The sequence below is a fragment of the Maritimibacter alkaliphilus HTCC2654 genome (assembly GCF_000152805.1).
Taxonomy (GTDB): Bacteria; Pseudomonadota; Alphaproteobacteria; order Rhodobacterales; family Rhodobacteraceae; genus Maritimibacter; species Maritimibacter alkaliphilus.
This window is the reverse complement of the sequence record NZ_CH902578.1, coordinates 1,832,930-1,850,793: the sequence shown is the minus strand read 5'-3', so window position 1 is coordinate 1,850,793 and position 17,864 is coordinate 1,832,930. Positions and strand designations below refer to the sequence as shown.

Here is a 17,864-nt window from a genome sequence, read left to right as displayed (position 1 = left end):
GCATGCCGATTTTCAATGATTTCCGCGGTGGACGCGACGCGCGCAAACCGGTGCCCGTTGCCGCCGGGGTGCCCCCAACCGACACCCGCAACGTCGTGCCGATGCCCGCGCCCGCCCCGGTCGCGCACAGCTCGCAAGGCGAGACGAGCGCATGGTTCGACCTCAAGCACCGCCTGCATGAGATCATCCTCGAAGAGGTGAACCTCGCCCTGATCGAAGAAGCCGACCTCAAGGAACTGCGCCGTGCGATTTCGGCGTTGGTCGTCACGCATCTGAACGACAACCGCATCCAGATGGGATCGGACAGCTTCAAGCGGCTGGTGGGCGAACTGATCGACGAGGTGATGGGGCTTGGCCCGCTCGAACCGCTGCTTGCGGATGACGGCGTTTCGGACATCCTCGTCAACGGCCATCGCAACGTCTTCGTGGAACGCGGCGGCTTGCTGGAACGCGCGCCGACGACGTTTCGGGACGAAAAGCACCTGCTCAGGATCATCGACAAGATCGTCAGCCGCGTGGGTCGCCGGATCGACGAAAGCCAGCCGTGGGTCGATGCGCGCCTGCCGGACGGAAGCCGCGTGAACGCGATCATCCGGCCCTGTGCCATCGACGGACCGTCGCTTTCGATCCGCAAGTTCTCGGCCGACAAACTGACGATGGAAAAGCTGGTGAGCCAAGGCGCGTTGAGCCGGAACGCCGCCGCGTTTCTCCATGCCGCGGTCGGAGCGCGAATGAACGTGCTGATCTCCGGCGGCACCGGGTCGGGCAAGACGACGATGCTGAATGCGCTGTCGTCCTTCATCGACCGCCGCCAGCGGATCGTGACGATCGAGGACGCCGCCGAGCTTCAGCTTCAGCAGGAGCATGTGGTGCGGCTTGAAACCCGCCCCGCGAATGTAGAAGGCGCGGGAGAGGTAAGCCAACGGCTTCTCGTCAAGAACGCGCTCAGGATGCGGCCCGACCGGATCGTGATCGGCGAGGTGCGGGGGTCGGAGGCTTTCGACATGCTTCAGGCGATGAACACCGGGCATGACGGGTCGATGACCACGATTCACGCCAACACCGCCCGCGATGCGATTTCGCGGCTCGAACAGATGGTGGTGATGATCGGAAACGACTTCCCGCTGTCCGCTGTGCGCGCGCAGGTGGCCGCAGGGATCAACATCGTCGTGCAGCTCAACCGCCTGTCGGACGGCACGCGCCGCGTCATGGCGATCTCCGAGGTTTACGGGATCGAGGGGGATACGATCCTGATGCAGGATATCTTCGCCTACCGCCGTGCGGGGCGCGATGCGGAGGGCAACGTGATCGGACGCTTCGGTCCGACCGGCGTACGCCCCCGCGCGGTCGAGGCGATCGAGGCGGCTGGCTATCCGCTGCCCACGGGGATCTTCACCGCAGCGGAGCCGGTGTGATGGCGGGCCTGTCCGGCACCGCTTTGCTGATCGGCCTTGCCGTTCTGGCGCTCTGCCTGATCGGGGCCGCCGTCTGGCAGGTGCGCCGCCCGGCGGACGACAGCGTGCAGCTGGACCGGATGCGCCGGATGCAAGCGGGTGGGGACGCTGGAACGGGCGACCGGCTGCGCAAGCTGGTGGAGCGGACCGCGTTAGACGGTCTGCCGATCCTCGGAACCATTCCGGTGCGTATGCGGCGTGCCGGCATGACCCTGTCGCCCAACGTGCTGGTGCTGGGGTCGGCGCTTGTCACCTCGCTCCTGTTCCTCGTGCTTCAGGGGGTGATCGGCGCGGGCCTTGCGTTTGTGGTGGCCGTCGGTGTCGGTGTTCTCGTCCCGACGCTCGTCATCTCGACCGCGGCCCTCAAACGGGCTGACGCGCTGACCCGGCAACTGCCCGACGCGCTCGACCTCATGAAACGGGGGCTCTCCGTCGGACACCCGTTGAACGTCACGATCCGCAACGTCGCCACCACCTTGCCCGACCCCATCGCGGCGGAGTTCCGCATTCTCGCCGATCAGGTGGCTTATGGTGACAGCCTGACCGACGCGGTCGACGATCTGGCGCGGCGCATCGACATTGAGGATTTTCACTACCTGTCCGCCGCCGTGCAAATCCAGCACGCGACCGGGGGCAATCTCGGCGCGATGCTCGAAACCCTTGCGCGGGTGATCCGGGGTCGCTTCGCCATGCGTCGCCGAGTTTCGGCTGTCAGTTCGGAAGGGCGGATCACCGCCATCATCCTCTCGGCGATGCCGGTGCTCATGTATGTGGGCACTTCGCTGACCGCGCCGGAATACTATGCGTCCGTCAAGGACGATCCGGCGTTCTGGCCGATGTGCGGCGCGATCCTCGCGCTGGTTCTGGGCAATGCGCTGATGCTTAGAAAACTCGTTTCGTTCCGTGTGTGAGGTTTCGCGATGCTTGGTGATACGTTTTCCGATCTGACTTCGCTCCTGAACTCGCCCGGTCTGCTCATGGCGATGGTCGCGGTGTCGGTCGTTTTCATCGGCCTCGCGCTCTGGACCGCGATCGCGATGCGCGACCCGGCGGCCGAACGGATGCGGGCGGCGTCCGCAGCTTATGGGCGCGCGGCGAACCGTGACCTTCTCAAGACACCCGACGCGCTGCCCGAGGGGATGCTCAAGGCGCTGATCCCCGAGGAACGCGCCGAACGGACCCAGATCCGCGACCAATTGCGGCGGGCCGGGTTCGGCGGTCCGAACGCGCTGCGCAACTTCTTCGTGCTGCGCCTGATCCTCGCTACCGCCGCGCCGGTCATCGCACTGGCGTTGACGGCCCTGAACATGAGCATCGGATTGCCCTGGTTCCTCGACAAACTCGTCGGCGGCCTCACCTTCATTTCCGCCTCGCGCCTCGTCGCGATCTGCACCGCCATCGGGTTCTGGTCGCCGACGATCTGGCTCAAGCGCAAGATCAGGGCGCGACAGGCCGAGATCGAGGCGGGGTTTCCCAATGCGCTCGACCTGCTGCAAATCTCGACCGAGGCGGGCATGGGGTTCGATGCGGCGATGACGCGCGTGGGTCAGAGTCTTGCCACCGTCAGCCCGGCCATTTCCGAAGAGTTCCTGCTGTGTCAGGCCGAAATCCTCGCCAGCCGCGACCGGCGGCAAGCGCTGGCCGATATGGCCGAACGAATGGGTGTGGCCGAGGTTTCGGCCTTTGCGCAGGTGGTCAGTCAGTCGATGGAATACGGCACGTCCATCGCCAAGGCGCTGAACGCCTATGCCGCCGAAATGCGCGAGATGCGCGAGATGAAGGCGATCGAAAAAGCCAACCGCCTGCCGGTGCAGATGTCCGGGGTCATGTCGGTGATGATGCTGCCCGCGCTGTTCCTCATCACACTGGGGCCGACCGTGATCCGCTACCTCTCGGTCTTCGGAGACTAGGGCGCGGGCTGCCCGGACAGCCAGTCGCGAAACGCGACGAGCGGTGGATAGGCGTCGCGCGGTTCCGGCCACGCGAGCCAGTACGACCCGCGCCCCGGCACCGCCGGAGTGAACAGCGGCTCCAGCCGCCCCTCGGACCGTTCGGTGGCCGCGAGGTAGGCGGGCAGGATCGCGACGCCAAGCCCCGCGATGGCCGCCTGCGTCATCATCGAGAAGTGGTCGAACAGCATCCCGTCCGCACGCGGCGGCGGCGCATCATGCGCGGCGAACCAGTCGGCCCACGCGAGTGGCCGGGTTTCCAGTTGGAGGAGCGGCAGGCGGGCGAGGTCGGCGGGCGCGGTGACGTCCGCCCCGGCGATGAGGTTGGGCGCGGCGCAGGCGGTGTAATGCTCGCCGAACAGGCGCAGATGATGCGCGCCGGGCCAGTCGTCGTCGCCGAAGTAGATCACCGCATCCACCGGCTCGGTCTCGAACGAAAAACGGCGCAGGCGGGTGGTCAGGCTCAGGTTGATCCCCGGATTGGTGTCGAGGAACGACTTCAGCCGCGGGCCGAGCCACTGGGCGTTGAGCGTCGGTAGCGTCGCGACGGACAGCGAACCGCCTTCGGGGTTCGCCACCACCTTCATGCTGGCCCGCTGAATGAGGTCGAGCGCGCGCCCCACGTCCCCGGCCAGATCGAGCGCGGCGGGCGTCGGCACCAGCCGTTTCTTGTGCCGCACGAACAGATCGCGCCCCAACTGCTCTTCCAATGTGCGGATCAGGCGGCTTACGGTGCTCTGGGTGAGGTCCAGTTCGCGCGCGGCGGCGGTCACCGACCCGGTGGCGATCACGGCGTCGAAGGCGGCGAGCACCGAGATCGACGGGAGGAAACGGCGATTGCGCATGACACCTCATGCATAAAGTGCATCAACTCTTGGGAAAATGCCGATGTTCAGGCGGGTTTTCAACGATTATGCACATGGAAACGACGGACTAGGAGGATCAGATGGCCGACGCGAAAGGACAGAGCTTCAAGTGGGAGGACCCGTTCCTGCTGGACGATCAGCTCGAAGAAGACGAGCGCATGATCCGCGACACGGCGGCCGCCTTTGCCGCCGACAAGCTCGCACCCCGCGTGAAGGACGCCTATCTCAATGAGACGACCGACCCGGCGATCTTCGCCGAGATGGGGGCCGCCGGGCTGCTTGGCGTCACCGTGTCCGACGCCTACGGCGGGGTCGGCGCGGGATATGTCTCCTACGGCCTCGTCGCGCGTGAGGTGGAGCGGATAGACAGCGGTTACCGCTCGATGATGTCGGTGCAGTCGTCGCTGGTGATGTATCCGATCGAGGCCTACGGGTCCGAGGCGCAGAAGCAGAAATACCTGCCCAAACTGGCGTCCGGCGAATGGATCGGCTGTTTCGGTCTGACCGAACCCGATGCGGGCTCGGACCCGGCGGGTATGAAGACGCGGGCGAAAAAGACGGACGGCGGCTATGTGCTGAACGGGTCCAAAATGTGGATCTCGAACTCCCCCATTGCCGACGTGTTCGTTGTCTGGGCCAAGTCCGAAGCGCATGACGGCAAGGTGCGCGGCTTCGTGCTGGAAAAGGGCATGAAGGGCCTGTCGGCGCCCAAGATCGAAGGCAAGCTATCCCTGCGAGCGTCCATCACGGGCGAAATCGTCATGGAAGATGTCGAAGTGGGCGAGGATGCACTGCTGCCCAACGTCTCGGGCATGTCCGGGCCATTCGGCTGTCTGAACCGCGCACGTTACGGCATCTCCTGGGGCGCGATGGGTGCGGCCGAGGATTGCTGGTTCCGGGCGCATGCCTACGGGATGGAGCGCAAGCAGTTCGACAGGCCGCTTGCCGCGACGCAGCTTTATCAGAAGAAACTGGCCGACATGCAGACCGAGATTGCGCTGGGCCTGCAAGGCGCGCTGCGCGTCGGGCGGCTGATGGACGCGGGCAAGTTCGCGCCCGAGATGATCTCCATCGTCAAACGCAACAACTGCGGCAAGGCCTTGGACATCGCCCGGCAGGCCCGCGATATGCACGGCGGCAACGGAATTTCGTCGGAATACCACGTGATGCGTCATGCCCAGAACCTCGAAACGGTGAATACCTACGAGGGCACGCATGATGTTCACGCGCTCATTCTGGGTCGTGGGCAGACGGGCCTTCAGGCGTTCTTCTGATGACCGCACCGTATGCGGGGCTGAAGGTCATCGAACTTGCGCGGGTGCTGGCCGGTCCGTGGATCGGCCAGACGCTTGCGGACCTTGGGGCCGAGGTCATCAAGGTCGAAAGCCCGGACGGCGACGACACCCGCAAATGGGGGCCGCCCTTTATCGAACGGCCCCTGCCGGATGGCGGGACCGAGCGGGTGGCGGCTTATTTCCACTCCGCGAACCGGGGTAAAACCTCGGTCGTCTGCGATTTTCGCGACGCGGACGATCTGGCGCGGCTGAAGGCGCTGATCGCCGAGGCCGACGTGCTGATCGAAAACTTCAAGGTCGGGGGCCTTGCGAAATACGGGCTGGATTACGCAAGCTGCGCCGCGCTGAACCCCCGGCTGGTCTATGCCTCGGTGTCCGGTTTCGGTCAGGACGGGCCGCGCAAGCATCAGCCGGGCTACGACTTCATGGCGCAGGGCATGACCGGGATCATGGACCTGACCGGCGATCCCGACGGCGAACCGCAGAAGATCGGGGTCGCGTGGATCGACATCCTGACCGGCCTGCACGGCGTGATCGGGGTGCAAGCGGCGCTTGCGGCGCGGGAGCGGACCGGGCGCGGGCAGCAGGTCGACGTGTCCCTGATGGAGACGGGGGTCGGCGTGCTGGCCAATCAGGCTATGAATTACCTCGTGTCCGGTGCGGCGCCCACGCGGATGGGAAATGCCCATCCGAATTTGGTGCCCTATAAGGTGTTCCCGGTGGCCGATGGCCACGTCATCATCGCGACCGGGAACGACCGTCAGTTCCGGGCCTTGTGCGCAGCACTTGGGCTCGATCGGTTTCTGACCGACGCGCGGTTCGCCGACAACGCGGGCCGGGTCGCGCATCGCGGCGAGCTTTGCGACGCGATTTCCGGCGCGACGGCGGAGGTCGAGAAGGCGGCGTTGATCGAGCGGCTGACGGCCTTGGGCATTCCGGTGGGGCCGATCAACACGGTTGCCGAGGCGATCGACGATCCGCAGATGGCGGCGCGTGGGATGGTGATCCGGCCCGAGGGGATACCGGGGGTTCGCACACCCATCCGGTTGTCCGACGCCGAGACGGTGTCCGGGCGCGCCTCGCCGGGTCTGGGGCAAGGGAAGTGGGCGTTTGGGGAACGGTCCTGACGCGGTGCTCCGGGTGCTGCGAAACGCGTGGCGTTAACGAATTGAGCGGGTGCTGTGGTTTCAAGATACTGTAAAATAGAGTTATTTTTGGAACCAGAATACTAGAATCCTAGTATTCTGGTATCCTGTTGGCTCAAACTCCAAGCGCACCCGCGATCCCGTCCAGCCAAGCCCGAGCCGAACCCCCAGACAAGAAAAGGGCGGCCCCGAAAGGCCGCCCCCGAAGGTCGCTAAGGTCAGGTCACTTCACGTCGAAGCGGTCCGCGTCCATCACCTTGACCCAGGCCTTCACGAAGTCCGCCGCGAATTTCTCTTTCGCGTCCGACTGGCCATAGACCTCGGCGATCGCCCTGAGTTGCGAGTTGGAGCCGAACACCAGATCGCAGCGCGTCCCGGTCCACTTCGCTTCGCCCGTCTTGCGGTCCCGCGCCTCGAATGTCGTCTCGGCGTCGTCCGTGGCCGACCACTTGCACCCCATGTCGAGGAGATTGACGAAGAAGTCGTTCGACAGCGTGCCGGGCTTGTCAGTCAGCACGCCATGCGCCGATCCGCCGTGGTTCGCGCCCAGCACCCGCAGGCCACCCACGAGCACCGTCATTTCCGGTGCGGTCAGGGTCAGAAGCTGGGCCTTGTCGACCATCATCGCCTCGGCCGGCACCGCGAATTCGACCTGCTGGTAGTTGCGGAAACCATCGGCGAGGGGTTCGAGCGGCTCGAAGTTCTCGACATCCGTCTGCTCTTCCGAGGCATCCATCCGGCCCGGCGTGAAGGGCACCGAGATGTCCAGACCGGCGTCCTTGGCCGCCTTCTCGATCCCGGCCGAACCGCCGAGCACGATCAGGTCGGCGAGCGAGATCTTCTTGCCACCCGAGGCCGAGCCGTTGAAGTCGGCCATGATGCCTTCGTAGACACCCAGCACGCGGGCGAGTTCCGCCGGTTCGTTCGCGTCCCAGTCCTTCTGCGGGGCAAGACGGATGCGGCCGCCGTTGGCCCCGCCACGCTTGTCGGACCCCCGGAAGGTCGAAGCCGAGGCCCAGGCGGTTTTCACCATGTCCGACACGGACAGGCCCGACGACAGGATCTTGGACTTCAGCGTATCAATGTCCGCGCTGTCGACCAGCGGGTGATCGCATGCCGGGATCGGGTCTTGCCAGATCAGATCCTCGGCCGGGACTTCCTCGCCCAGATAGCGCGTCTTCGGCCCCATGTCGCGGTGGGTCAGCTTGAACCACGCGCGGGCGAAGGCGTCGGCGAACTGGTCGGGGTTTTCATAGAACCGACGCGAGATCTTCTCGTATTCCGGGTCCATGCGCAGCGACAGGTCGGTGACCAGCATCGTCGGCTTGTGCTTCTTGTTCGGGTCGAACGGGTCGGGGATGATCTCCGGCGCGTCCTTGGCCACGAACTGCTTGGCGCCCGCAGGGCTTTCGGTCAGCTCGTATTCGTACTCGAACAGGTTCTCGAAGAAATTGTTCGACCACTGTGTCGGGGTCTTGGTCCAGGTGACTTCCGGGCCGCCCGTGATCGCATCGGCACCCATGCCGCTGCCGTGGGTCGAGGTCCAGCCGAAGCCTTGCTCGGCCAGCCCCGCGCCCTCGGGCTCGGCGCCCACGAGGGCGGCGTCGCCCGCGCCGTGCGTCTTGCCGAAGGTGTGGCCGCCCGCGATCAGCGCGACGGTTTCCTCGTCGTTCATCGCCATACGGGCGAAGGTCACGCGGATGTCGTGCGCGGCTTTGACCGGGTCCGGCTCGCCCTCGGGCCCTTCGGGGTTCACGTAGATCAGGCCCATGTGCGTGGCGCCCAGCGGGTTGTCGAGGTAACGCTCGCCGTGGAAACGCTGATCGGTGCCGAGCCACTCTTCTTCAGCGCCCCAGTTCACGTCCTCTTCCGGCTCCCACGTATCCGCGCGGCCACCGGCGAAACCGAAGGTCTTGAAGCCCATCGACTCCAGCGCGACGTTCCCCGCCAGCACCATCAGGTCGGCCCAGGAAATCGCGTTGCCGTATTTCTGTTTGATCGGCCACATCAGGCGACGCGCCTTGTCGAGGTTGGCGTTGTCCGGCCACGAATTCAGCGGCGCGAACCGCTGCTGCCCGGTGCCCGCACCGCCGCGACCGTCACCGATCCGGTAGGTGCCGGCGGCGTGCCATGCCATGCGGACCATCAGGCCGCCGTAGTGGCCGAAATCGGCGGGCCACCAGTCCTGACTGTCGGTCATCAGCGCCGTCAGGTCCGCTTTCAGCGCCTTCAGGTCGAGCTTGGAGAACGCCTCGGCGTAATCGAAATCGTCGCCCATGGGGTCGGACAGGTCCGAATTCTGGTGCAGGATCTTGAGGTTAAGCTGGTTGGGCCACCAGTTGCGGTTCGTGCGGGTCCCTTGCGTGACCGCTGCGCCACCGGCGAAGGGGCATTTCGATGCAGCATTGCCGTCCATGAGGTACTCTCCCTTTAGAGTCAGTCTGTTATGCGCTCTCGAAGGACAGGGCATACGTCCGCTTTTGCGGGGCCAACGGTCACGTCGACCCCTCCAAAGTCCTTGATTCGACCTTGGCGGCGCATGGAATGTCCTCCTCCTAGAATCAATCTAACATTCGCATTCGATATCTAAAAGTTGCGTTTTCTGATGGTTGTCATAATTAGGAGTTATGGCAAACCTGACGATCAAGCAGCTCCGCTATTTCGACGCGCTCGCGCAACACGGCCATTTCGGGCGCGCGGCCGATGCCTGCGCCATCTCGCAGCCGGCCCTTTCGATGCGGATCAAGGAGCTTGAGGAAGAACTTGGGACACCTCTGGTCGAACGTGGGCCCCGCCAGTTGCGGCTGACGCCGTTCGGTGAAGATTTCGTGGCGAAAGCGCGGGAGGTGCTGCGTGGTGTGGATGAACTGGGCGATCTGGCGCGCGCGGCGAAGGGGCGGCTCGCCGGGCGGCTCAGGATCGGGGTGATCCCGACCATCGCACCCTATCTGCTGCCCGCCATCATCGGTCGGCTGTCGTTGGAGCATGACGACCTCGACATTCATGTGCGGGAGTCGCTGACGTCGAAGCTTATCACCGAGTTGCACGAGGGGCGGCTGGACACGGCCATTCTCGCGCTTCCCATATCGGAACCCGCGTTCACCGAGGTCGCGCTATTCGAAGAGGACTTCGTGCTCGTGCGTCCGCCCGAAGATGCCGACAAACCCGTTCCCGACCGCGAGGGCCTGCGCGAGATGCGGCTGCTCCTACTGGAAGAGGGGCATTGCTTTCGCGATCAGGCGCTGTCGTTCTGCAACATCCAGTCCGCTTTGCCGCGCGAGACGCTGGACGGGTCGTCGCTTTCGACGCTGGTTCAGATGGTCGGGTCGGGCATCGGTGTCACGCTCATCCCCGAAATGGCTGTCCCGGTCGAGACGCGGGCGACGGATGTCTCGGTCGCCCGGTTTCCCGAACCGCAGCCGACGCGCACGATCGGGATGATCTGGCGCCGGACAAGTCCGCTGGCGGGCCAGTTGCGCGAGGTGGCCGAAGTCGTGCGCGCCGCCGCGATGGCTGGCCGCCCCGCGAATGCGGCTTGACCCACGGGCACCGGGCCGGGACAAACGGGAAAACAGGCGAAGGGCAGGGACATGGCACCGAAATTCGGAACGAGCGGGCTGCGGGGCCTCGTCACGGAGCTGACGCCGGAACTGGTCGCGGATTACACCCGCGCGTTCCTCGCCGCTTGTCCGCATAACGGCACGATCTGTCTGGGATGGGATCTGCGGCCTTCCTCGCCCGACATCGCGGATGCCGTGGCCGATGCGGCGTTGGGCGAGGGCGTGAACGTGGTTCGCCTTGGCCCGGTGCCGACACCCGCGCTTGCGCTGGTGTCGATGGCCGGGCAGGCGGGGGCCGTGATGGTGACGGGCAGTCACATTCCGGCGGACCGCAACGGGCTGAAATTCTATCTGCCGACGGGTGAGATTTCGAAGGAGGACGAAGGGCGCATCACGGCCGCGCTTAGGCGCGAGGCAAGGGGGCTCACCGCGCAGGAAGAGCCGCGCTACGACGCACCGGACCTTTACGTTGCGCGGTATGTGCGGGCGTTCGGGGCGGATGCGTTGTCGGGGCTCAGGATTGGCGTCTATGAACATTCGTCGGTGGCCCGCGACATCCTGATCCGCGTCATGGCCGAACTGGGGGCCGAGGTCGTGCCGCTTGCCCGTTCGGACACCTTCATCCCGGTCGACACCGAAGCGGTGGACGCCGAGACGCGCGAGATGTTCGCGGGCTGGTGTGCCGAACATGGGTTGTCGGCGCTGGTGTCCACCGATGGCGATGCCGACCGCCCGATGGTGACGGACGAGACGGGGCGGATCGTGCCGGGCGACGTGCTTGGCCCGCTCACGGCGCAGATGTTGGGCGCGCAGGTGATCTGCACGCCGGTGTCCTCCAACACGATGGTGTCCGAACTGGGCTTCGACCGGGTGGACCTGACGCGCATCGGCTCGCCCTTCGTGATCGCGGCGATGGAGGCGGCGCTGGACGCCGACCCCGCCGCCAAGGTCGCCGGGTATGAGGCGAACGGGGGCTTCCTGCTCGGGTTCGAGGCGCAGGGGCCAGCGGGCACGCTTGCCCCGCTCATGACCCGCGACAGCCTGCTGCCGATCATCGCGCCGCTCGCGCGGGCAAAGGCCGAGGGGGTGCGCCTGTCAGGCCTCGCTTCGACCCTGCCGCCGCGGTTCACCGCCGCCGACCGCCTGCAAGGTGTCGAGCCGGAGGTGGCGCGGGCGTTCATCGCGGGGCTCGAGGGCGACCGGGTCGCGCGCGCGGCGTTCTTCGGTGAGGGCCTCACCGAGACCGCGACCGACACCACGGACGGGCTGCGCGTGACCTTTGCCGAAGGGGCCGTGGTGCATCTGCGCCCCTCCGGCAACGCGCCCGAATTCAGGTGCTATGCCGAAGCGAGCGATCCTGAAACCGCCACGAATTTGGTCACCCTGCACATCGAAAAGCTGCGATCCGCCCTGACCTGACCTCGGCGGCGCGGCGTTACAAAAGCTTTACGCCAGCGACACATTTCGGTGACGGATTCGCCCCATACGGACCCCCGTGACAGACGGGGGCTCCATGCTGGTTGTCGAAAACCTGACCAAACGCTTTGGCCGCAACGCGGCGGTCGATTCCATGAATTTCAGCGTCGACCGGCCCATGATGCTGGGCATCATCGGGCGCTCGGGGGCGGGCAAGTCCACCTTCCTTCGGATGATGAACCGGATGACGGACGCGACCCAGGGCAGCCTGACCTTCGAGGGGCGCGACGTGCTGACCCTGCGCGGCCGCGAACGCCGCAACTGGCAGGCAGACTGCGCCATGATCTTTCAGCAGTTCAACCTCGTCCCGCGCATGGACGTGGTGTCGAACGTGCTGCACGGCACGCTCAATCGCCGCTCGACCTTCGCCACGATGTTCAACCTGTTCCCGCGTGAGGACATCCATCACGCCATCGACATTCTCGAACGTATGGGCATTGCCGAACATGCGGCCAAACGCGCCGAGGCACTGTCGGGCGGTCAGCAGCAGCGGGTCGCCATTGCGCGGGCGCTGATGCAGGACCCCAAGGTGATCCTTGCGGACGAACCCATCGCCTCGCTCGATCCGATGAACGCCCAGATCGTGATGGAGACGCTGCGGCGCATCCACGAAGAAGACGGGCGGATGGTCATCGCCAACCTCCACACGCTCGACACCGCGCGGCGCTATTGCGACCGGGTGATCGGGATGCGCGACGGGCGGATCGTGTTCGACGGCACGCCCGCGCAACTCACGACCGGCGTGGCCCGCGACATCTACGGCGCGGACGACAGCTTTTCCGAAGACGCCACCTCGACCGAAATCCGCGATGCCGCGCGCCCGGCGCTCACCGCCCGCGCCGCCGCGACCGCCTGACGACCCTTTCATCGACCGGGGCAGGACGCCCCTCAATCAACCTGAAACGGAGAGAGACAGATGAAACGCATCCTCGCAGCTGCCCTTGCCACCACCGCGCTGGTGACCCCGGCCATGGCCCAAGGCATCGAAGAGTTCAACATCGGCATTCTGGGTGGCGAAAACGCTCAGGACCGCCTGAACAACCACGGATGCCTCAAGACCTATGCCGAAGACGCTCTGGGCGTTCCGGTCAAGCTGTTCGCCCCCGCCGACTACAACGGCGTCATTCAGGGCCTGCTGGGCGGCACGATCCACATGGCGTGGCTGGGCGCCTCCGCCTATGCCGCCACTTACCTGCAAGACCCCGAGGCGGTCGAGCCGGTGCTGGTCAAGATCAACCTCGACGGCTCCTACGGCTATCATTCCATCGGCTTCGCCCGCGCCGACAGCGGCATCACCTCGCTCGAGGACATGCAGGACAAGGTGTTCGGCTTCGGTGACCCGAACTCGACCTCCGGCTACCTGATCCCGTCCATCGAAATCCCGATGGCAGGCGACGCGATCACGATGGAGCCGGGCGCGTATTTCGGTGACGTCGTGTTCACCGGCGGGCATGAGCAGACCATCGTCGCGGTCAACAACGGCGACATCGACGCGGGCGTGACCTGGGCCGACGGTCAGGGCGAATGGGCCGACGGCTATAACTCCGGCGCGCTTCGTAAAGCCGTGGACGCGGGCCTCGTCGACATGAACGACCTTGTGGAAATCTGGCGCTCCAAGCCGATCCCCGAAGGCCCGATCGTGCTCGCCTCGGCGCTGCCGCAGGACGTGAAGGACAAGATGACCGCGCTGGTCGACGGCATGTACGACGCCGACCCCGAATGCACCTACAACATCTCGGCCGGTGAATCGCTGGGCTTCGACCCGATCACCCATGACGCCTATCTCTCGATCATCGAGGCCCGCAAGGCCAAGAGCGAGTAAACCAGACCACCATCGACCCCGCCGCACCCCGGCGGGGTCTTTGTATTCGAAAGGCCCGCCATGACCGACATCCCCTTCGACGCCCGCGCGCATTACGTCGAAATGACCCGGCGCAAACGGATGTACGGTGGAATCATGCTGGCCGTTTTCGTCGCGCTCATGGTGTCCGGCTTCATGCTGGCCGATGCCCGGAACGCGGGCGGGTTCTGGGCCGGGCTGCCGAATATCTTTGGCTTTCCTGCCGACGTGATCGCGGACACGGCCCCCAAGGTGGATCAGTTGCCCGGCCACCTCGTGACATACTTCCCGGCGCTCACCGAAACGCTCAACATCGCGGCGGCTTCGACAATCATCGGTGCGGCTCTTGGCTTCATCCTGTCGCTTCTGTCCACGCGCGGCATGGCCCGCTGGCCGCGCCTGATCCCGGTGTTTCGCCGGATCATGGACGTGATGCGCGCGGTGCCTGAAATCGTCATCGCGCTGATCCTGATCTTCGTCCTGGGCGGTGGCCCGGTGCCCGCGATGATCGCCATCGCCTTCCACACCTCCGGCGCGCTGGGCAAGCTGTTCTCCGAGGTGAACGAGAACGCCGACCTCAAACCTATCGAGGGGCTGGCCTCGGTCGGGGCGACATGGGGTCAGCGCATGTGGCTGGGCGTCGTGCCGCAGGTCGCGCCCAACTATTTCAGCTACGCCCTGCTGAGGTTCGAAATCAACATCCGCGCCTCCGCCATCCTCGGCTTCGTGGGCGCGGGCGGCATCGGGTACGAGCTCAAGAACGCGATGTCATGGGGGCAGGGCCGGTTCGACGAGGCGGCGGCGATCTTTATCCTGCTGTTCCTGACCATCGTCGTGTTCGATCAAATCTCCAGCCACGTGCGCAACCGGCTGGCACATGAGGGGGCGCACTGATGACCGATGCGACCGCATATGCACAGGCGGACCGCCTGTTCGGGCGCAAGAAGCTCTTTTCGTGGGGTCTTCCTGCGGTTGTCCTGACCTATCTGGTCTATGTCGCCTTCGCGTTCCACATCCTGACGCCCGACATGTTCGGCATCCCGTCGAACATCCCCGACCGCGACCGGCTCAAGTTCGACGTGCAGAACGGGCGCACGCTTGTCGCGGATATGGTGAGCTACAAGACCCACGTGACCCGCGACAACCGCTCGGGCGAACTCGGCGTCGCCATCGAGGGCGAGCGCAAGGGGGCCTATCCGGACGGCATCGTGCCGGATTGGGTGGACGCGCAGGGCGAGACCACGGTGATCGACCTTGGCGCCGGGCATATCGTCACCTTCCTGCCGGGTAACGCTTTGACCTATGAGGTGCCCGGATACGGCACCATTCGCGGCCAGATCGAAGGGCGCACGGTCGTCACCAACATCCCCGAAGACGACGTGCCGGACTGGATCAACCTGTCCAGCACGCGCATGGCGATCACGACGGACGAGGGGCGGCTTTCGCTGACACGGAACAAGACCGAGGTGTTCAACTATTTTCCGGGATGGGAGCTCTTTTGGTTCACGCTCGACAGCCCCTATTCTGGCCACGGGGTCTTTGACATTCTCTTTGGCGACCAGATCGACCCGGCGCGTGGGAATATCGAAGGCGCGTGGCACGACTTCTGGGAAAACCCGATGTGGCGGCATGTCGATGTAGCTTGGGCGCTGTTTGAAACCGTGCTCATGGCCTTTCTCGGAACCTTCGGCGCGGCCATCGTCGCGCTGCCCGTCGCCTTCCTTGCCGCCAAGAACTTTTCGCCGCTGATGCCCGTGCGCTTTGCGCTGCGCCGCGTGTTCGACTTTCTGCGCGGAGTGGACGCGCTGATCTGGACCATCCTTCTATCCCGTGCCTTCGGCCCCGGCCCGATGACCGGCGCACTTGCGATCCTGTTCACGGATACCGGCAGCTTCGGCAAGATGTTCTCGGAGGCGCTGGAGAACGTGGATCAGAAACAGATCGACGGTGTCGTCTCGACCGGGGCGTCGACCGTGCAGCGCTACCGCTTCGGGGTCATCCCGCAGGTGACGCCCGTGCTGTTGTCGCAGGTGCTCTATTTCCTCGAATCCAACACCCGCTCGGCCACCATCATCGGCGCGATCACGGGCGGTGGGATCGGGCTTTTGCTCACGCAGGCCATGATTACCCAGAAGGACTGGGAAGAGGTCACCTATTATATCATCCTGATCGTGATCGTCGTGATGCTGATGGACAGCTTGTCCGGTTGGCTCCGACGGAAACTGATTAAGGGAGAGTGACATGCGAATTCTGGTGACAGGGGCGAACCGTGGCATCGGCGCGGCGCTGGTGGCGGCTACGCGGCTTGAGGGGCATGACGTCGTGACGCACAGCCGGTCGGGCGCGGGCACGGATATCGCCTGCGATCTGTCCGACGTGGCCGCCATCGCCGGGGCCTTCGGCGGTTTGGGCCGGATCGACGTGCTCGTGAACAACGCAGGGATCATCGGGCCGGACCGGCAGTCGACGCTCGACATGGATTTCGAAGGGTTCGCCGAGACGCTGACGATCAACACGCTCGCCCCGCTCGCGGTGGCGCAGGCCGTGCTGCCCGCGTTGCGGGCCAGCGGTCAGGGCAAGATCGTCACGGTGTCGAGCCAGATGGCGTGGATGGGCTATGCCAAGTCCGACCGCATCGCCTATCGCGCGTCCAAGGCGGCGGTGAACAAGGTGATGCAGGGGCTGGCGACCGATCTTGCCGCCGACCGTATCCCCGTCGCGCTGGTCGATCCGGGCTGGGTGCAGACCGACATGGGCGGGCCCGAGGCGGATGTGACGCCCGACGAGGTGGCGACGGGCATTCTGGGTCTGATCGAACGCTTGTCGATGTCCGATACCGGCAAGTTCTTCAAGTTCACCGGCGAGGAAAGACCATTCTGATGGCACGGCTGGGCGAGGCGCCGTTCATCCATCCGGACTGCCAGATCGGCGGCTCCCGCTTCGGGGCGTTTGTCGAGATCGGGCAGGGCAGCCGCATCCAGAACGCGCAGTTCGGGGACTATTCCTATTGCGACCGTTACGCCGACATCGCCAATGCCGAGATCGGCAAGTTCGCCAATATCGCCGCGTTCGTGCGGATCGGGCCGACCGATCACCCGATGGACCAGCCGTCGCTGCATCACTTCCTCTACCGTTCGCCGGACTACTTCGACGACGCCGAGGTGGATGACGGCTTCTTTGAAAAGCGCGCCGCACGTGTGGCCCGCATCGGGCATGACACATGGATCGGGCACGGCGCCGTGATCCGCCCCGAGATTCAGATCGGCCATGGCGCCGTGGTGGCGAGCATGGCGGTCGTGACTCATGACGTGGAGCCATATCAGATCGTCGCGGGCATCCCCGCCAAACCCTTGCGCGCCCGGTTCGAGCGGCCCGTGGCCCAGCGGCTGATGGATCTTGCGTGGTGGGACTGGGATCATGCGACGCTTCGCGACCGACTTGCGGATTTCCGGTCGATGTCGACGCCAGCCTTTCTGGAAAAGTACGGCGCTTAGCTGTCCGGCGCGACCGTCAGCGTCACCTTGTCCCCGGCGAACCACGTCGTGCCGTATTCGATGGGTAACCCGCCCTCGGTCCGGTTGATGCCGACGGATTTCAGCACCGCATCGCCCGATCCGATCCTGAGGTGAATCGCCTGCGTTGCGGAGGCGTGGTCGACGGAAATGCGCGTTTCGGCCCGCACGTAGTCGTCGATCCCGTTGCGCACCAGCGCTTCGGTGACCGATGTCACCTCGCCCAATGTCGCGGCAAGGCCCGGCACAGGTGCCTTTGGGAAAACGGAAATGAAATGCGCGATGGGCGTGCCTTCGGAGAACGACAGCCCCTCGTAGACGATCACCGGGGCGCCCTGCGCGATCTCAAGCGCGGCGGCCTCGGACAGGTCCGCCCCCCGCTCTTCGATCCTGAGCACGGCTTTTTGCGGCAAACGGCCCGAGGCGCGGATGTTCTGGTGAAAGCGGACCCGGCGACCGATGGGATAATCGGTCGGCTCGGCCTCCACGAACACGCCCGCCCCGCGCCGCGCCCGCACCAGCCCCCGCTCGGCCATGTCCGACAGCGCGTGGCGCACCGTGTGGCGATTGACGCCGAAACGCGCCGACAGGGCCGCCTCGGTCGGAAGCTTGTCGCCGGGCCCATAATGGCCCTTGGCAATCTCGTCTCCGATGGTGGCCGCGATGGATTTCCAGATCGGGGTCTTGGGCATACGTCACAGAACTTTCACAAGACAATCCGGGCGCGGGGCCCTATGATTTGTCTAGTTGTATAGTAGCGTAGACAA

The 17,864-nt window shown here is 65.2% G+C and carries 16 protein-coding genes; 13 read left to right on the top strand and 3 right to left on the bottom strand.

Going from position 1 to position 17,864, the window contains the following annotated elements; translation table 11 throughout:
• The first annotated feature begins 2 nt into the window (after positions 1 to 2).
• From RB2654_RS09970 to RB2654_RS09960, 3 genes are read left to right on the top strand one after another with little or no spacing between them, the layout of a single operon-like run.
• Positions 3 to 1,415: a TadA family conjugal transfer-associated ATPase gene (locus RB2654_RS09970; protein ID WP_008331023.1), complete on the top strand. Its 1,413-nt coding sequence runs from the start codon at positions 3 to 5 to the stop codon at positions 1,413 to 1,415.
• Entirely contained in the window at positions 1,415 to 2,365 is a 951-nt protein-coding gene (locus tag RB2654_RS09965) for a type II secretion system F family protein (RefSeq protein ID WP_008331022.1), read from the top strand. The genes RB2654_RS09970 and RB2654_RS09965 overlap by 1 nt, the downstream gene beginning before the upstream one ends.
• Positions 2,366 to 2,374: 9 nt before the next feature.
• On the top strand, positions 2,375 to 3,364 hold the full coding sequence (locus tag RB2654_RS09960) for a type II secretion system F family protein (RefSeq protein ID WP_008331020.1): 990 nt from the start codon (positions 2,375 to 2,377) through the stop codon (positions 3,362 to 3,364).
• On the opposite strand, the gene RB2654_RS09955 is transcribed toward RB2654_RS09960, so the two are convergent.
• The gene (locus RB2654_RS09955; protein WP_008331019.1) at positions 3,361 to 4,248 is read right to left on the bottom strand and encodes a LysR family transcriptional regulator; all 888 of its coding nucleotides are present in this window, start codon (positions 4,246 to 4,248) and stop codon (positions 3,361 to 3,363) included. The genes RB2654_RS09960 and RB2654_RS09955 overlap by 4 nt on opposite strands.
• A 101-nt stretch (positions 4,249 to 4,349) precedes the next feature.
• On the opposite strand from RB2654_RS09955, the gene RB2654_RS09950 reads away from it, so the two are divergent.
• Both RB2654_RS09950 and RB2654_RS09945 read left to right on the top strand, forming a co-directional pair.
• On the top strand, positions 4,350 to 5,543 hold the full coding sequence (locus RB2654_RS09950) for an acyl-CoA dehydrogenase (RefSeq protein WP_008331018.1): 1,194 nt from the start codon (positions 4,350 to 4,352) through the stop codon (positions 5,541 to 5,543).
• Positions 5,543 to 6,691, top strand: coding sequence for a CaiB/BaiF CoA transferase family protein (locus RB2654_RS09945; protein ID WP_008331017.1), 1,149 nt, complete (start codon positions 5,543 to 5,545; stop codon positions 6,689 to 6,691). Before RB2654_RS09950 ends, RB2654_RS09945 begins: the two co-directional genes overlap by 1 nt.
• Before the next feature lie 241 nt (positions 6,692 to 6,932).
• Here RB2654_RS09945 and katG read toward each other — a convergent pair whose 3' ends face one another.
• On the bottom strand, positions 6,933 to 9,125 hold the full coding sequence (katG, locus tag RB2654_RS09940) for a catalase/peroxidase HPI (RefSeq protein ID WP_008331016.1): 2,193 nt from the start codon (positions 9,123 to 9,125) through the stop codon (positions 6,933 to 6,935).
• Between the two features lie 211 nt (positions 9,126 to 9,336).
• Here katG and RB2654_RS09935 point away from each other — a divergent pair, with 211 nt between their 5' ends.
• The 8 genes from RB2654_RS09935 to RB2654_RS09900 all read left to right on the top strand — a co-directional run bounded on the left by RB2654_RS09935 (position 9,337) and on the right by RB2654_RS09900 (position 17,079).
• Entirely contained in the window at positions 9,337 to 10,248 is a 912-nt protein-coding gene (locus tag RB2654_RS09935; protein WP_008331015.1) for a LysR substrate-binding domain-containing protein, read from the top strand.
• Positions 10,249 to 10,299: 51 nt separating this feature from the next.
• Entirely contained in the window at positions 10,300 to 11,688 is a 1,389-nt protein-coding gene (locus RB2654_RS09930) for a phosphomannomutase (RefSeq protein ID WP_008331014.1), read from the top strand.
• Between the two features lie 94 nt (positions 11,689 to 11,782).
• A complete protein-coding gene (phnC, locus tag RB2654_RS09925; protein WP_008331013.1) occupies positions 11,783 to 12,601 on the top strand; it encodes a phosphonate ABC transporter ATP-binding protein in 819 nt (272 codons plus the stop codon).
• A gap of 60 nt (positions 12,602 to 12,661) precedes the next feature.
• Positions 12,662 to 13,567 (top strand): phosphonate ABC transporter substrate-binding protein, encoded by a 906-nt coding sequence (gene phnD / locus RB2654_RS09920; protein WP_008331012.1) that lies wholly within the window; start codon positions 12,662 to 12,664, stop codon positions 13,565 to 13,567.
• 60 nt (positions 13,568 to 13,627) lie between these two features.
• Positions 13,628 to 14,479 (top strand): phosphonate ABC transporter, permease protein PhnE, encoded by an 852-nt coding sequence (gene phnE, locus RB2654_RS09915; RefSeq protein ID WP_008331011.1) that lies wholly within the window; start codon positions 13,628 to 13,630, stop codon positions 14,477 to 14,479.
• Complete coding sequence (phnE, locus tag RB2654_RS09910; RefSeq protein ID WP_008331009.1) at positions 14,479 to 15,825, top strand: phosphonate ABC transporter, permease protein PhnE; 1,347 nt, start codon at positions 14,479 to 14,481, stop codon at positions 15,823 to 15,825. The genes phnE (RB2654_RS09915) and phnE (RB2654_RS09910) overlap by 1 nt, the downstream gene beginning before the upstream one ends.
• Before the next feature lies 1 nt (position 15,826).
• Entirely contained in the window at positions 15,827 to 16,465 is a 639-nt protein-coding gene (locus RB2654_RS09905) for an SDR family NAD(P)-dependent oxidoreductase (RefSeq protein WP_008331007.1), read from the top strand.
• Positions 16,465 to 17,079: an LbetaH domain-containing protein gene (locus tag RB2654_RS09900; RefSeq protein ID WP_008331005.1), complete on the top strand. Its 615-nt coding sequence runs from the start codon at positions 16,465 to 16,467 to the stop codon at positions 17,077 to 17,079. The genes RB2654_RS09905 and RB2654_RS09900 overlap by 1 nt, the downstream gene beginning before the upstream one ends.
• On the opposite strand, the gene phnF is transcribed toward RB2654_RS09900, so the two are convergent.
• Positions 17,076 to 17,789, bottom strand: coding sequence for a phosphonate metabolism transcriptional regulator PhnF (gene phnF / locus RB2654_RS09895; RefSeq protein ID WP_008331003.1), 714 nt, complete (start codon positions 17,787 to 17,789; stop codon positions 17,076 to 17,078). The genes RB2654_RS09900 and phnF overlap by 4 nt on opposite strands.
• Positions 17,790 to 17,864: the final 75 nt, after the last annotated feature.